Origin of the sequence: Planotetraspora mira (assembly GCF_016863275.1) — a bacterium.
GTDB lineage: Bacteria > Actinomycetota > Actinomycetes > Streptosporangiales > Streptosporangiaceae > Planotetraspora > Planotetraspora mira.
This window is the reverse complement of the sequence record NZ_BOOO01000040.1, coordinates 125,815-140,277: the sequence shown is the minus strand read 5'-3', so window position 1 is coordinate 140,277 and position 14,463 is coordinate 125,815. Positions and strand designations below refer to the sequence as shown.

The following is a 14,463-nucleotide window of genomic DNA, read 5'->3' as shown; positions in this document are numbered from 1 at the left end:
ATGAAGCAGACGTTTCTCGGTGTCGGTTACACGAGGGACCGCGCCGGGCTGCCACTTGAGGCGGTACGCGTTCCCGTCCCGCGGCCGACGGCCGACGAGGTGCTGATCCGCGTCGCCGCTTCGTCGCTCAACCCGCTGGAGTACAAGCTGGCCGACCTCAACTTCATGGGACGGACGCCTCCCGTCGTGCTCGGTTTCGACCTCGCCGGCGTGGTGGCCGGCGTGGGCCGTGACGTGGAGGGCGTGGCCGTCGGTGACGAGGTGGCCGCCATGGCCGGCCTGAACGGTGACGGGGGCTGGGCCGCGACGGGTGGCGACGGCGGCTCATACGCCGTCGCACCGCGGTTCCTCACCGTCCACAAGCCGTCGTCCGTGAGTTTCCGTGACGCGGCGGCGCTTCCCATGTGCTTCCTCTCGGCTTTCGCGGGTCTCTACGGGGCCGTCCAAGCCGGTGCCACGGTCTACGTACCGGGCGGCGGGGGCGGTGTCGGTCATCTGGCCGTGCAGATGGCGGCACGTGCCCTGGACGCCGGGACGGTGATCAGCAGCGGTGGCAGGCCGCAGTCGATCGCGCTGGCCCGGCAGTCCGGCGCGCACTTCGTCTTCGACTACAAGCGTGACGACGTCGCGGTCGAGATCGCGGAGTTGACGCACGGCCGGGGAGTCGACCTGGTCTTCGACGCCACCTACAACGAGCAGAGCTTCGCCGAGACCGCGAAGACCGTCCGGCGGGGTGGCAGCTGGATCGTGCTCGGTGTCGGCCCCGGCAGGACGACCCGCCTGGCCGAGACGCACAGCCCGGTGGACGCCATCCTGGCCGAGCGCGGAGCCAGGCATGTCAACGTCAACCTGCTGCGCTACTTCTCCGAACCCGCCATGCTCGACGGCGAGGCGCGCGGCTTCCTCCAGCGCGGGATGGACCTGGCGATGGAGTGGGCGACGAAGGGGCTCGTGGTCCCGCACGTCAGCCAGACCGTCGACAGCACCGTCGAGGCGATCAGCACCGGACTGCTTTCGCTGAAGGAGGGCGGCGGAGCGCTGGGCAAGATCGCGGTGATCGTGGATCGCGATCTGGCCGCGGGGACGTGAGGGGCGAGCGCTCACGAGCCCTACAGCGCAGGGTCGACTTCCCGTCCCGAGGGAGGCCGAGGATGAACACCCGTCCCACGCCGAGATAGAAGTTCGCCGAGATCACGGGGTCCGTTTGGCCTATCTCGACGGGGGAGAGGGCCGTGCAAGGCGGGCCTGGTCTCCGCTGTGCCACGGTCACATGGTGATGAGCGTGGCTGACGCATCGCGAGCCGCAGTTGGGTGAGGTGCAGTCCGCGTTGCGTCGGCAGGGTTGTACGGCGCCCAGGCGGGCTCACGGAGGGCAGGGCAGTGTTCGGGAGTTGGATGGTTCGCGATGTCGATCATGCGGTCGAGGGCGTCGCGTGCGGCAGCAAGGTCGGCCATGGCGGCGGTGATGCGGTTGCGCTCCGATGCCAGCAGCTCGAAGGCCTTGGGGGAGGCGTGCCCGGTATCGACGCAGGGCAGCAGCTGCAGGATGGTCCGGCTGGGCAGGCCGGCGGTGAAGAACTGCTGGATCAGCCGGACGCGTTCGACGGCTGACTCGGGGTAGGTTCGCTGGCCGCTGGGGGTGCGTTCCGGGGTGAGCAGACCCTGCTCTTCGTAGTACCGGAGAGCTCTGGTGCTGACCCCCGCATGGTGTGCGATCTCGCCTATCCGCATCTGTGCCCTCTTCTGATTCCGGCTTCGCGGTTCTCGACTTGCCCTTGACGTCAATGTGAGGTTTTAGGTTAGCCGATGCCGGGCCGGATGCGGCTCGCCGAACCCGAGAGACCTACGCAGGAAGCAAGGAACCCATGAACGTCACCGACCAGATCGCCCTCGTCACCGGAGCCAACCGCGGTATCGGCCGTCAGTTCGTGCTCGAACTGCTCGAGCGCGGGGCGAGCAAGGTCTACGCGACGGCTCGCCGCCCCGAGAGCCTCGACTTCGACGACACCCGGGTGGTGCCGCTGCGACTCGACATTGTCGACCACGAGTCCGTCATCGCGGCAGCGGCGACCGCGCGGGATGTGACCCTCCTCGTCAACAACGCCGGCATCGCGACCGGTGCCGCCCTCGTCACGGGTGACCTGGACGAGGTACAGCGCGAGATGGACACGCACTTCTGGGGCACGCTCGACGTGATCCGTGAGTTCAGCCCCGTCCTCGCGGCCAACGGCGGAGGTGCAATCGTGAACGTGCTGTCGGCGCTGTCGTGGTTCGCCGGCCCGGGCACCGGCTCGTACTCCGCTGCCAAGGCTGCGGAGTGGAACATGACGAACGGCGTCCGTCTCGAGCTCGCGGCTCAGGGCACGCTCGTCCAAGGCGTCCTCCTCGGCGCCGCCGACACGGACATCATGGCCGGATACGACGGGCCCAAGATCGATCCCCGCGAGGTGCCGCGCCGCTCGCTCGACGGACTGGCCGCCGGCTCGATCGAGGTGATCGTCGATGACTGGACCGCAATGGTGAAGGCGTCGCTCGTCGGCGACCCCGCCGCGTTCTACGCACAGATCACCGAGTTGCTCGGTGCGAGTTGAACAGCTCGGTCGGAGCTTCCTCTCGTGGAGTCGAACATGAGACCGCCTCCGGGTGCCCGCGGCAGCCGACGAGCGAGCTCGACGACGACGACGCCGGCGGGGGGATGTACCGCACGTGGGAAGACGGCGGGAGCGTAATGTCCCATTACCTCTGAATCCGGCGGGATTCAGAGGGGGACATAGTTGATCAGAACCTCCCACTTCCGCCGGTAGCGCCGAGGTGGGTCCTGATCAACAGGGACCGGGCGCGGTCGTCGGGGGAGCGGTCGAGGCATGTCCGATGGGGAAGTGGAAGCAAGGGGCAGGAAGGTAAGGCAGCGGCGGCGGGAGCGGCAGGCCGTGGCGAGGTCGTACGTGGTGAAGTTCGTCCTGACTGAGCAGGATTACGCGGACTTCCGTGCGGCGGCGGAGCGGCTCGGGTTGGCGCAGGGAGCGTATGCGGCCGAGGCGTCCCTGGCGGCGGCGCGGATGGCGAACCCGCCGATGCCGGACCCATTGCGGGAAGCGTTGATCGAGTTGATGCAGGCGTGTGCGTCCAGGCGATGTTGTGCGGACCGCCTTCGATCGCTGCGCCCCTGTGGCGCTGGTACTCGAGGCGATGCGGGTGCGTCTTCGAGCGGTTCCGCTGAAGCGCGTTCATCCGCCGGGCGCGGCCTCGCCCGCCCGCACCAGGCCCTGCTCGTAGGCGAAGACCACGGCGGCCACGCGGTCGCGTAGTCCGGCCTTGGCCAGCACCCTGGACAGGTGCGTCTTCACGGTGGCCTCGGACAGGTGGAGAGCCGCGGCGATCTCCGCGTTGGACCGGCCGCGCCCGACGTGCGCGAGGACCTCGCATTCGCGGTCGGTGAGGCGCTCCAGGGCAGTGCCGCCGCCGGGTGGGACGCTCAGGAAGCGCTCAATCAGCCGCCGTGTGACCGCCGGGGCGAGCAGCGCCTGCCCGGCGGCGACGGTCCTGACCGCCTCGGCGAGCTGTCCCGGCGGCGCGTCCTTCAGCAGGAAACCGCCCGCCCCCGCGCGCAGCGCGTCGTAGACGTACTCGTCGAGGTCGAAGGTGGTGAGCACCAGTACGGCGGGGCCGCCGCCCGGCGTGTCACGGATCCGCCTGGTGGCCTCGATGCCGTCGAGCCTGGGCATCCGGATGTCCATCAGCACCAGATCGGGGCGCAGCCGCCTGGCCTGCGCCACCGCCTCGACGCCGTCGGAGGCGGTCCCGGCCACCTCGATGTCGGGCTGGACGCCGAGCATGGCCGACAGTCCCGACAGGGCCAGGGCGTGGTCGTCGGCGATCAGTACACGGATCACGTGGGCTCCACGGGGAGTCGGATGCGTACGGCGTAGCCGCCGTCGGGGACGGGACCCGCGTGCAGGGCTCCGCCGTACAGGCGGGCCCGCTCACGCATCCCGAGCAGGCCGTGGCCGCCACCGGCCGCAGGGGCCTGGGCGGCGCCGGGCCCGTTGACGACCTCCAGCCCGAGTTCGGCGCCTCCGTAGACGACCCTGACCTCGGTGTCGGCCGCGCCCGCGTGCCGCAGGACGTTGGTAAGCGCTTCCTGGACGATCCTGAATGCGGCCAGTTCCAGCCCGGCGGGCAACGCGAGGCGCTCTCCCTGCTCGACCAGTCGTACCGGCAGCCCGCCTGCCCTCGCCTGCTCGACCAGTTCGGGCAGCCTGTCCAGGGTGGGCTGCGGGGCGAGCCGGTCGTCGCCGTCGTCGCGCAGGGCCTCCAGCACGTGGCGCATCTCCGCCAGAGCCTCGCGTGCCGTACCGGCCACGGCGTCCATGTGGTCGCGGGCCCGTTCCGGGTCGAGCCCGCTCAGCTCCCGCGCCGCCCCGGCGTTCACCGCGATGATCGACAGCGAGTGGGCGACGACGTCGTGCAGTTCGCGTGCGATCCGCAGCCGCTCGGCCGCCACCGCCTCCCTGGCCTGCTCGCGCGTACGCTCCTCGGATGCGCGCAGCTGGATGTCACGGCGGCGCAGCAGCCTGCCCGCCGTCCACGCGCCGGTGACGAAGAAGAGCAGGATCAGGAGGGATCCCACGTCAGGCCAGGGGCCGTAGAACCGCAGTGCCGTCGCCCCGGTCATACCGCCGACCGCCAAGGGCCACGCCAGGGCCGCCACCGGCAGGGACCGGATGTGCAGCGCGGCCGAGAATGTGGACACCAGGATCGTGGGGAAGGGCGCGACGGTCGCCGGCGGCCCGGTGGTGACGGCCGCCCAGACCAGCAGCGCGGCCACCGTAACCCCCAGCACAATCACCGGCGCGTGCCGTCTGAACATCAGCGGCAGAGTCACCACTAATGCGAACGTGATTCCGGCATACAGCGGGTCCGGGCGCGCCACCAGCGCCTCGGCCACGGCCCAGACCGCCAGCAGCCCGGCGAGCGCGAGGTCCGACCTGGACGGGCGCGGCACGCGTGCGAGCCGGGCTAGGGGGTCCACGGCTAGACCGTACTTCGCCGCGGGCGGCCGGGCATCAGTCCGTGGCGGTAGCCGGGTCAGCCATCCGCGGTAGGAGGTCGCGCCTTCCGGCGGACGCGCCGCGATCTGCCTGCTTCCTACCGTTACAGCGTGATCTCAAATGAAACAGCGCCCCGCGGGCGCACCGCAGCGGGCTGGTCGGCGATGGCCGGCGGCCTGATCATGGCCGGCCTCGGCGTGTGGCAGGCCGTGCTGCCCTACGACACCACCTTCTTGGTGCTCGGTCTGGAGCATCTCTCCCTCGGGCTGTTCGCGGTCTCGCTGATCCTGCTCGTCCCCGGACTGATCGCGCTGGCCCGCCACGGGGGCAGGGCCGCCCTCGCCGGGGCCGCAACCATCTCCGTCGGCCACGTCCTGCTGGCGTTCGGCGCCACATCGTCCAACCTGCACGGCGAGGACTACCCGTGGTTCGTCTTCGTCGCCATTCCCGCGAACCTGGCCATGCTCGCCGGGGGGATCGTGATGGCGGTATCGCTGTGGCGGACGGGCCACGTGCCCCGGCTCGTCGCCGCGATCCTGCCGCTGCTGTGGTTCTTCGAGATAATCCTCAGCCAACTCGGCGGCAGTCTGGTCGCCGGCGTCTACTGGCTGGTGGTGGGCCGCATGTTCGTCGCGGGTACGGCGGACCGCCGCCTCGCCGCCACAGGCTGACGGAGGATCAGGTACGAGGGCTTTGCGGAAGGTACTGCGATCGATCCCGCCTGCTGGAGACCAGCGCTGATCTCCGCGAAGGTCAGTCGCTCACCGTCGAAGGTGCGCGCGGCCGGTGCCGCAGGGCTTGGGACCTCTGGAATCCGAACGGTTCGCGCGCTTGCCCAGTAGGGCCAGGGCGAGGACCGTGCCTGTCGCGGCGATGACGGCGGTGGTGGCGAACGCGGTGCGGTGTCCGGAGACGAGGGCGAGCGTTACGGGCCCGCCGATCGCGGACGCGCTCGCGGCGGCGGCGCTGGAGCAGATGGCGACGCCAAGCGCGGTGCCGATGGCGAAGGAGGTGTCGGCCAGCCCGGCGGCCAGGCCCGAGTCGCGCTCGGCGACGCCGGTCAGCGCGGCGATCTGCGCGCACACGGCCGCTGTGCCCATCCCGGCGCCGAACACCAGCAGCGCCATGAGCAGGAGGCCGAGCGAGCCGTCGGCCGAGATCCGGGTGAGCAGCAGGCAGGCCGCGCCCAGCAGCACGGTTCCCGAGGTGGCCACCAGTCGTATGCCAAGCCTGGTCACCACTCGCTGGCTGAACAGCGCGCCCGCCACCGACGCCACGGTCATCGTCGCGGCCGCCAGACCGAACTGCACCGCAGACCAGCCCAGCACCTGCTGCACGTGCGAGGTCAGGGTGATCAGCATGCCGTCGACCGCCATCCCTGCGATCAGTAGTAAAAGGTTCCCGCCGACCAGCACCCGCGAACCCAGCAGGCGGAATGGCAGCAGCGGAGCCGCGGAACGCCGTTCGATCATCACGAACAACGCGACGAGCGCTGCTGCGACAGTCAACAGCCTGCCGTCCCAGCCGTCACTCGGCACCCGGACGATGACGTACACCAGCAGGACGAGTGCCGGGGTGATCGTCAGCGCGCCCGCGAGGTCGAACCCTCGTGTGTGTGTACGGCTCTCGTGAAGCAGTACCGGCGCCAGCAGCAGGACCGTCGCCCCGACGGGGACGTTGACCCAGAAGACCCACTGCCAGCCGAGCGTGTCGGTGATGAGCCCGCCGAGCAGCAGCCCCGCGGTCGCCCCGAACCCCCCGAGCCCGCCCCAGACAGCAAGCGCCTTGTTGCGCTCCGGGCCCTCGGCGAAGGCGTTCATCACGATGGACAGCGCGGCGGGAGCGATGATCGCCGCCGAGACGCCCTGCAGGGCGCGGGCGGCCACCAGCATCTCAGGAGAGGGCGCCAGCCCGCAGAGCAGCGATGACAGCACCCGCAGCACCATCCCGGCCAGGAACACCTTGCGGCGTCCCAGCAAGTCGGCGACTCTGCCGGACAGCAACAGCAAGCCGCTGAAGGCCAATGCGTAGGCCGTCACCGTCCACTGAATCGCGGGGCCGTGAAACTCCAGGTCACGCTCGATGGAGGGCAGGGCCGACAGCAGGCTGGTGCCGTCCAGGATGGTCATGAAGAACGCCGTGCCCAGCAGAGTGAGCATCTGCCAGGGGGTCCTTGTCATGATGGCCTCTCTTCATCCGCGCCGCAGGTCGGCGCCGAGCGCGTCGAGCCAGTCGCCGGTGCCCTGCCGCCGCTCCGAATGGTTAGGCATGTACTTAACTATGCGCTTTTCGCGAGCTGATAGTCAAGTGACTGCTTAAGTATTTGCCGGCATGGCCCCTCCACCGCGACTCGGCCGCGGATGGGCACGGATCCGCTGCGGAGCAGGGTTAACGGGTAGCGGGGACGATCCGCGCCGGCTGGACTTCTTTGGACGGGCCCGGCTGGATGGCTTCGCGGAATTCAGCGCGCCGACCGCAGGACATCACGACGAAGCAGCTCGCCGGCTACGCCTCTCATTGGACCAGCTTGGCTCCAACGAGAGTAAGCAGGCCGATGCCGATGCATCTGCCGATCTGTCGCCGCCGAGGCTCCGCCCGTACCGCATCTGATACCGCCGCGCCCAAGCGAGCGGCTTCTCAGCCGCGACTGAGGTCTCCTAGCGCGACCATGGCGTTGTCAGGCAGGTCGGCGACCCGCAGCAGCTCGCCGCGGGACACCCGCCAGGCCAGCAGCCGGGAGGGCCGGCCCCGACTGGCGAAGAGCACCGTGTCCTCGTCGTACCAGCCCATCACCTGACAGCACCCCGTCCACCGATCCATCCCCGGCAACACAAGTCCTGCGGCGAGCTGCCCTGTCTCGGCGTCCAGCACCACAATCACTTCGGCCTCGATGACGTCGGCATAGGGGCGCGGGCCTCCAGCGCCGAAGACGTCCCCGGCGATACGCCCGCCGCGCAGCCAGCCCGTCCCCCACCAATCGCCCGTGCCCACGGCGAGTCGAGGGCGCATGCGGCTCAGCAGAGTCCCAGAGGTGTCCCAGCGTGTCAGTTCAGCCACCTGCGATGAGGGGTTGTGCAGTCGATAGAGGTCCGTCCCCGGCTCGCCGCCCGCCACCGTCCCGAACCCGGGGTACGGCGGATGCCTGACCCGCCCGGTGTCGCTGTCCACCAGGTACACCGCCTCCTCCTGCTCGACCACGAGCGTGACGCCGTCCGGACGCCAGGAGACGATCTCGTTGAAGCCGGGCACCCGCCAGCGGCGGGAGGTGGCGTCAGTCAGGTCGACGACCACGACCTCATCCCGCTGTGGAAAGGCCGCCATACGTCCGTCCGGGCTCAGCGCGGTGTCGTCCAAGGCAGATTGCTCGTTCCCATGCCGGTCGGTCACCCTGGTCAACCCAATGTTGTCCAGTTCGCGTAATCCGCCGTCGCCCCCCAGGGCGAGCACTGGGCCGGGGTCACCCTCGCCGCCTCGTTGGAACAACGCCAGTGCCCGCGCGATCGGCGCGGCGGATAGCGGAGTGGCGCCGTTCAGCGAGAGTTTGTCAGGCAGGACCGTCTCCAGCCGGGGCAGCCGGTCTTCGTCGGCCCTCTCAACGCCTATCCAGATCCCCGGAGCCACCGCCGTCGCGGTTGTCACCGCCGATGCCGGCACGGATGGTGTGAGCGTGGCCGCCGACGCCGTCGGACTGTCCGCGAGCCGCATCCCGGCAGTCCTAGGCCAGGCCGTCACTGCTGCCAGCAGCACTACGAACACGCCTGCTGCCACAACCACCCAGCGCGCGACGCGTGTCCCGTTTCCGCTGTCGAGTACCTCCTGATCGTCCACGCTTGGCCTTCCTGCCCAGTGAAATGACTCACCAGGTAGTACCGACGGGCACGAGAAAGGGTTCCTACCGCTTCGACTCACGAAGTCGCGGGGACTCGACCACGCCTGAGCTGCACCCTCGGTTTCCCAGCTCAGAGAGGGTAGATCACTAATCGATTCCCAAGCTGACAGCTTGCACATCTGCGCAGTGCTGCTTACTTGCAGCCTGCGCGCGTTCGGCGGCCTGGCGGCCTTGCGCATGCGGCCCTTGGGGCCGTACGCGCCCGCCGCGTTGTTCCCCACCCGAGAGTGGCTCGACCAGGGCGCGCTGTTCCTGCGAGCCGTCGCTCGCAATGTTCGCCTCGACGCAGTACCGATCCGGCCCGACGTACCCGGCGATGCGATCCGGCGACTGGAGCACCGCGGGATCACTGTCTATGTCTCCGGGATCCGCGACGGCCACCACCAGCCACTACGCGCTCTCGGTGTGATCGCACGGCTCGACGAGGCCGGGCGCGTCTTCGCGACCACCCCAGAAGCGATCTCCGCAGCGCGGGACGGGCTGCACCGTGCCGGCGTCCTAACGACCGTCCCGGTTGGAGCCGGGCCACACACCGTTGTGCCCGGATAGCGGACTGAGATTGGTGGTCGAGCGTCACAGCCCAAAGGACCCGTCGGAACCGGAGTAGTGGGCGGTGCGGGGGAAGGCTATTTCGGGACGCCGCCGCGAGCGATGTGAGCGGCGGTCATCTCCCATATTCGCTGCTGGAGTTCGACGTCGTAGGACGCGGCCGGGGAGCGGATTTCGGTCCTGACGTGGAAGTAGCGCCCTGTGGTCTCGGCCAGTTCCGGGGCGATGGCCGCATTGAGGGTGGCTTGAGCGCCTTCTTCAGGGGGAAGGAGGAGACGCCTGGTCAGCGGAAGGATCGGCTTCATGAGCGGGTGCGCGATGTCGTCGAGGATGCCTGTGTTGACGAGCCCCGGGTGCACGGCGTTGACCGTGACTCCGGTGTCGCGCAGTCGTTCGGCGAGAAGGTAGCCGCTCATCAAGGTGAGCATCTTGCCTCTGGCGTAGGCGTCGAGCGGCGTCCAGCCCGCTGCCGGATTGGTGTGTCTGAGATCGTCGAGTTGGGCCGGGTCGATGCGGACCGGACGCGGGCGGCGGCGGAGTTTGACCACTCGGGTGTCTTCCAAGGCCATCGACGCGACGTTGACCACGCGCGAAGGAGTTCCTGCCTGCAACGGGCCGAGCAACAGGTCGGTCAGCGTGAAGCCGGCCAGATAGTTGATGGCGATGTGCATCTCCACGCCGTCGGCGTTGAGTGTCCGCTGCCGGTAGTGGGCGCCGACGTTGTTGATGAGCAGGTGCAGGGCCCCGTGCCGGGCGGTGAAGCGGTCGGCGAGCCGGTGCAGGTCGTCCTGGGAGGCGAGGTCGGCGGTCAGCACCTCGACGCGGTCGGCGCCGACTTCTGCGGCGACCCGCCGCCTGAGCTGTTCGCCGCTGTCGGGGTTTCTGACCGCGATCACCACGGTGCTGCCCAGCCGGGCGAGTCGGGTCGTGATGACCGTACCCATGCCGCCGGTGGCACCGGTGACCAGGCTGACCTTGCCGGTCAGATCGACGTGTGGAGACAGGGCGGTCATGCGGCGATCCGTGGGGCCTGGTGGAGGTAGGCCGGTGTGGTGGCCTCGCGGAGCAGGAAGTCGGCCAGGTCGGCGCGGGAGATCGCCGAGGTGAGCCGGATCTTCAGGTCTGTGCTCGTGCGGTAGACGCCGGTGTGGGGCTTGTTCCTGAGTGCGGGCGGGCGCACGATCGTCCAGTCGACGGTGGAGGCACGGATGAGTTTTTCCATCTCGTCCTTGTCGCGCATCTTGTGGCCCAGCATCGCCCACAACATGCGCGCATAGAGGGAACCGTCGTTGCTCTCGGCGGCACCGTGGGCGCTCACCACGATCAGTCGTCGCACCCCGGTCCGCGTCATCGAACCGAGGATCGAGCGGACGCCGTCGGTGCAGACGCTCACCGGTCCTCTGGCGTTGGTGCCCAGCGCGCTGATCACCACATCGCGGCCGCCGATCACGTCATCGACCATCTCGGTGTTGGTCAGGTCCGGCACGACGGCGATCTGCAGACCGGGCCGGGCCTGCAGGGCCTCCGGGCGGCGCGCCACCGCGGTGACGTGATGCCCTGCGGCGAGGCCCAGTGTGACGGTCTCCCGCCCGGTGCCGCCGGTGGCTCCGAAAACGACTATTTTCACGACGATCCCCAACTCCGTCCTGTGAGACAATTTGTCTCGCAGCGAGAGTGGCATCGGCTCGTCTTTGAGTCAAATCGTCTCATAGAATGCGGATGTGAGCAGCTTGACCGATCCCCGTGCCGTGCGTAGCCGAGACGCGATCCTGGCCGCCGCCAGCTCGTTGTTGCTCGACGAAGGCCCCGGCGCCCTCACTCATCAACGTGTCGCTGAGCAGGCCGGCGTCGGCCGCGCCACGGTGTACCGGCACTGGCCGCGCCCTGAGCAGCTGCTTCTCGACCTCATGACCGACGTAGACATGCCGTACTTCCAGGAACCGGAAGCGCCGATCCACCCCTGGCTGCACTCTCAGCTTCGCGAGCTCGCCGACGCGATGGCCGTCCCCCACATCGCCGCGGTCACGCTCACCCTGATGCAAGGTGCGCTCTGGGATCCGAATGTCGCGACGCAGCGTGACGCCTGCCTCGAAATACTCAACGAAAGGCTTGAGGCGGCGCTGGCGTTGGCCGCCGCAAACCGGGAGATTGACATTTCCGTCGATCCGATCGATTTCTCGGCGATACTGGTCGGGCCGATCATCTATCGCGTCGCCATACAGGCCGGATCCGTCTCCGATCACTTCATCGATCAACTCATCGACGGTTTGGGGAGGTGGGCCGTCCGCTCCATTCGGGGACCCGATCAACCAGAACGATCCTCCCGTCACCATGAGAGCCCGAGGCCGTAGAGGCCCTCCGAATCGTCTGCCGAATCGTCTGCCGCATCGTCGAGCAGGCTCACCACTCGCGGATACCGGACGCCTTCCAGCGCGGCGGGCCGGTCCTCGTCGGCGCCGTCTATCTCAGCAGCGATGGGCCCGGTGAGGAGTCGTGTGCGGTGCGGGCTTCGAGTAGCGCGGGGAGATGGTCCTTGCTCCAGGCACGTGCGGCCGCGATAAGGGTCAGCAAGCTGCGCCCCAGTGCTGTCAACTCGTACTCGACCCGGGGTGGGTTCTCGTCGTATGCGGTGCGTGTGACCAGACCGTCGCGCTCCATCGCCCGCAGGGTCTGGGTGAGCACTTTCGGTGTTATGCCGCGCAGTGGCTCGCGGAACTCATTGAACCGCCGCCGGCCACCTTCGAGACAGAGCACGACCATCGCGGTCCACTTGTCGCCGATCCGTATCGGCATGGAGCTGGACGGGCACACCGGGTCGAACATCTGTGGGTCCAAGGGCTCAGCCATGGACGCGAAGCTATCCCAGTATCTTTGAGGTAATCAGTATCTCGTGGATACGGTCCTTTCTGGCAGCGATATACGTGGCCAGATTGGAGTGACATGAGCAGCATCGTCATCTTTGGAGCGGGCGGCCGGGCGGGACGAGCGGTTACCGCTGAGGCGGGTGAGCGCGGACACCGCGTCACGGCCGTGGTCCGGGATCCGGACAAGTACGGCGACATCGAGGCAAATGGCGTCCGCGTGGTGCGGGGCGACGTCACGGACGTCGAGGCAATCTCCTCGATCGCGCTCGGCCATGATGCCGCGGTTCACGCGGTGAGCCCGTTCTCTGGCCCGGAGCAGGGCTTCGCCGGCCTCGACCCTCAGTTCTTCGTCAAGGCAGCCGACGCCCTGCTTCACGGTCTGGCAGAAGTGCGCGTGCCCAGGCTCGTTGTAATCGGGCTGTTCGCGAATCTCAACGACGCCCACGGGCGTCTGGTGATGGACGATCCCTCGGTCTTCCCGGCTGAAATCCGGCCGTTCGCCGTTGCGCACACGGCCGGCCTGGACAGGCTCCGGGGGGCAGAGGACACAATGATCGACTGGCTCATGCTGACTCCGCCTGCGCTGCTGGAATCGACAGGTCCCAGGACTGGCTGCTACCGGATCGGGGGAGAGATCGTGCCGCAGTCGGCATCCGCGCATCTGTCCTATGCGGACCTCGCGGCGGCGGTGATCGACGAAATCGACACGCCACGGCACCACCGCACCCGCGTCTCCGTCTTCAACTGAGCCGACAACGAGCACGTTTCCGGCTGGCCGAACATCACCTCTTCAGCAAGATGCTCCGATCGCGATGCTGTACCGGCTCCATATGCGAATTCCTGGACCTTGACGCCGTATCCGGCGCCACAAGATGATCAACACGTGTTTTCACGCGCAGGCGTCACCATGCAGGCCTGATCGCGCTCGCACTGGTAGGCGCCTGCGGCAATGATGGTGTGGATCACGCCGAGCGGGTCTCACTCAAGGGTCGGGTGTCCTCTACGGCCACGGTGGCTCCCTCACTGGTGGCGTTCCCATCCCTGCCCGCCGCCGAGTCGTCAGCCCCTGCGGACGTCGCGCCGGGCCCCATGGCGACCTCACTGTCGTCAGCGTATTGCCGATGCCTGCGGTGACGCACTCACAGGCCGCCGGCCCGCGGGCACATTCAGGGCACATGGCGAGAAGCGCCGAGATGTCGAACCCACAGGTCGGAGGCATTGTTGGAGCTTTGGCGCTAGTCAGCAGCACCCACCGTGGCAGTTCACGAACTACCGCTGGAGGCGGCTGTTGACGCATGTTCAGCTGCTGACGCGGATGTGATCGCCGAACTAGGCTGGCCGGATGGTAGGGGAAGAAGGCTTCGGCGTGGTGTTGGAGCGATTGGCGGATCGCAGAAACCTTGACCTCGTTGCCGTGTCCTCCATCCCCGCGTCCGAACTGCTGGCAGTGTTCCAAGGTGAAGCACCGAGCCCATCCCTGCTTCGGCCGCTCGCGCCCGTGCTCGGTCTACACGCGGCAGACCTCTTTGCCATCGCTGGTGCTGGCGTACCCGAGGATCTTGCCCCAGTGGATATCACGGCTGGACGAAGCGTCCCCTACTTCCTCCTAGACGCGGTCCGCCTGCCGCTGGAGAAGAGGACCGTGCTGCGTCAGTTCGTGGCATCCCTGCCGCAGGAGAAGCGGGCGCAGCCTTTCGAACCGCCGACGCACGAGCAGTACCAATCGGGTCCTGGGGCCCTGCTCATGCGCATGGTCCGGAACCGAAATCTCGGCTGGACAGCCACAGCCAAGACGTTCCTGGCGGTCACGGGGCGATACTGGTCTGCTGCCACCTACGGCTGGGTGCAGAACGGCCGTAAGCAGTTGACCCCCGAACTCCTGGCCGATTTCTCCGCTGTGCTCGATGTCCCCGCCGATGACTTGGCGGCGTTGACCGGCGTCGCGCTGCCTGACGCAGCCTTGGTTCCGAAGCCAGATGTTACCGGCGTGGCCGAACTGATCTGGGACGTGCGACGCCTTACCGCGAGCCAGCTTCGGCAAGTCAGCGACCTCGCGAAATCCATGCCGCATTAGCCGTCTAGTTGGCCGTGTCGAACGGCTGGCACCAAG

15 protein-coding genes are annotated in these 14,463 nt (G+C 68.3%); 7 read left to right on the top strand and 8 right to left on the bottom strand.

Features of this window, described 5'->3' with window-relative positions:
* Entirely contained in the window at nucleotides 1-1,089 is a 1,089-nt protein-coding gene (locus Pmi06nite_RS34375; RefSeq protein WP_203957359.1) for a quinone oxidoreductase family protein, read from the top strand.
* A gap of 177 nt (nucleotides 1,090-1,266) precedes the next feature.
* Here Pmi06nite_RS34375 and Pmi06nite_RS34370 read toward each other — a convergent pair whose 3' ends face one another.
* Nucleotides 1,267-1,731 carry a MerR family transcriptional regulator gene (locus Pmi06nite_RS34370; protein ID WP_203957358.1) on the bottom strand — a complete coding sequence of 155 codons (465 nt, stop codon included), beginning with the start codon at nucleotides 1,729-1,731 and terminating at the stop codon, nucleotides 1,267-1,269.
* Between the two features lie 134 nt (nucleotides 1,732-1,865).
* On the opposite strand from Pmi06nite_RS34370, the gene Pmi06nite_RS34365 reads away from it, so the two are divergent.
* Nucleotides 1,866-2,591, top strand: coding sequence for an SDR family oxidoreductase (locus tag Pmi06nite_RS34365; RefSeq protein WP_203957357.1), 726 nt, complete (start codon nucleotides 1,866-1,868; stop codon nucleotides 2,589-2,591).
* Between the two features lie 636 nt (nucleotides 2,592-3,227).
* Here Pmi06nite_RS34365 and Pmi06nite_RS34360 read toward each other — a convergent pair.
* Nucleotides 3,228-3,893 carry a response regulator gene (locus tag Pmi06nite_RS34360; protein WP_203957356.1) on the bottom strand — a complete coding sequence of 222 codons (666 nt, stop codon included), beginning with the start codon at nucleotides 3,891-3,893 and terminating at the stop codon, nucleotides 3,228-3,230.
* Nucleotides 3,890-5,032 carry a sensor histidine kinase gene (locus Pmi06nite_RS34355; RefSeq protein ID WP_203957355.1) on the bottom strand — a complete coding sequence of 381 codons (1,143 nt, stop codon included), beginning with the start codon at nucleotides 5,030-5,032 and terminating at the stop codon, nucleotides 3,890-3,892. Before Pmi06nite_RS34355 ends, Pmi06nite_RS34360 begins: the two co-directional genes overlap by 4 nt.
* Nucleotides 5,033-5,161: 129 nt before the next feature.
* On the opposite strand from Pmi06nite_RS34355, the gene Pmi06nite_RS34350 reads away from it, so the two are divergent.
* Entirely contained in the window at nucleotides 5,162-5,722 is a 561-nt protein-coding gene (locus tag Pmi06nite_RS34350; protein ID WP_203957354.1) for a hypothetical protein, read from the top strand.
* Nucleotides 5,723-5,812: 90 nt separating this feature from the next.
* On the opposite strand, the gene Pmi06nite_RS34345 is transcribed toward Pmi06nite_RS34350, so the two are convergent.
* Both Pmi06nite_RS34345 and Pmi06nite_RS34340 read right to left on the bottom strand, forming a co-directional pair.
* Nucleotides 5,813-7,231 carry an MFS transporter gene (locus Pmi06nite_RS34345; protein WP_203957353.1) on the bottom strand — a complete coding sequence of 473 codons (1,419 nt, stop codon included), beginning with the start codon at nucleotides 7,229-7,231 and terminating at the stop codon, nucleotides 5,813-5,815.
* Between the two features lie 457 nt (nucleotides 7,232-7,688).
* Entirely contained in the window at nucleotides 7,689-8,756 is a 1,068-nt protein-coding gene (locus Pmi06nite_RS34340) for a hypothetical protein (protein ID WP_203957352.1), read from the bottom strand.
* A 310-nt stretch (nucleotides 8,757-9,066) separates the two neighbouring features.
* Here Pmi06nite_RS34340 and Pmi06nite_RS34335 point away from each other — a divergent pair, with 310 nt between their 5' ends.
* A complete protein-coding gene (locus tag Pmi06nite_RS34335; protein ID WP_203957351.1) occupies nucleotides 9,067-9,489 on the top strand; it encodes a hypothetical protein in 423 nt (140 codons plus the stop codon).
* 77 nt (nucleotides 9,490-9,566) lie between these two features.
* On the opposite strand, the gene Pmi06nite_RS34330 is transcribed toward Pmi06nite_RS34335, so the two are convergent.
* Both Pmi06nite_RS34330 and Pmi06nite_RS34325 read right to left on the bottom strand, forming a co-directional pair.
* Complete coding sequence (locus Pmi06nite_RS34330) at nucleotides 9,567-10,502, bottom strand: SDR family NAD(P)-dependent oxidoreductase (RefSeq protein WP_203957350.1); 936 nt, start codon at nucleotides 10,500-10,502, stop codon at nucleotides 9,567-9,569.
* Complete coding sequence (locus Pmi06nite_RS34325) at nucleotides 10,499-11,116, bottom strand: NAD(P)-dependent oxidoreductase (RefSeq protein WP_203957349.1); 618 nt, start codon at nucleotides 11,114-11,116, stop codon at nucleotides 10,499-10,501. The genes Pmi06nite_RS34330 and Pmi06nite_RS34325 overlap by 4 nt, the downstream gene beginning before the upstream one ends.
* Before the next feature lie 94 nt (nucleotides 11,117-11,210).
* Between Pmi06nite_RS34325 and Pmi06nite_RS34320 the strand changes: the two genes are divergently transcribed.
* Nucleotides 11,211-11,840, top strand: coding sequence for a TetR/AcrR family transcriptional regulator (locus tag Pmi06nite_RS34320; protein WP_203957348.1), 630 nt, complete (start codon nucleotides 11,211-11,213; stop codon nucleotides 11,838-11,840).
* A gap of 109 nt (nucleotides 11,841-11,949) precedes the next feature.
* Here the strand turns inward: Pmi06nite_RS34320 and Pmi06nite_RS34315 are convergent, their stop codons facing one another.
* Nucleotides 11,950-12,336, bottom strand: coding sequence for a winged helix-turn-helix transcriptional regulator (locus tag Pmi06nite_RS34315; RefSeq protein WP_203957347.1), 387 nt, complete (start codon nucleotides 12,334-12,336; stop codon nucleotides 11,950-11,952).
* A gap of 93 nt (nucleotides 12,337-12,429) precedes the next feature.
* Here Pmi06nite_RS34315 and Pmi06nite_RS34310 point away from each other — a divergent pair, with 93 nt between their 5' ends.
* Together Pmi06nite_RS34310 and Pmi06nite_RS34305 are read left to right on the top strand one after the other, a co-directional pair.
* Entirely contained in the window at nucleotides 12,430-13,101 is a 672-nt protein-coding gene (locus Pmi06nite_RS34310) for an NAD(P)-dependent oxidoreductase (RefSeq protein WP_203957346.1), read from the top strand.
* A 594-nt stretch (nucleotides 13,102-13,695) separates the two neighbouring features.
* Nucleotides 13,696-14,427 carry a hypothetical protein gene (locus Pmi06nite_RS34305; protein WP_203957345.1) on the top strand — a complete coding sequence of 244 codons (732 nt, stop codon included), beginning with the start codon at nucleotides 13,696-13,698 and terminating at the stop codon, nucleotides 14,425-14,427.
* Nucleotides 14,428-14,463: the final 36 nt, after the last annotated feature.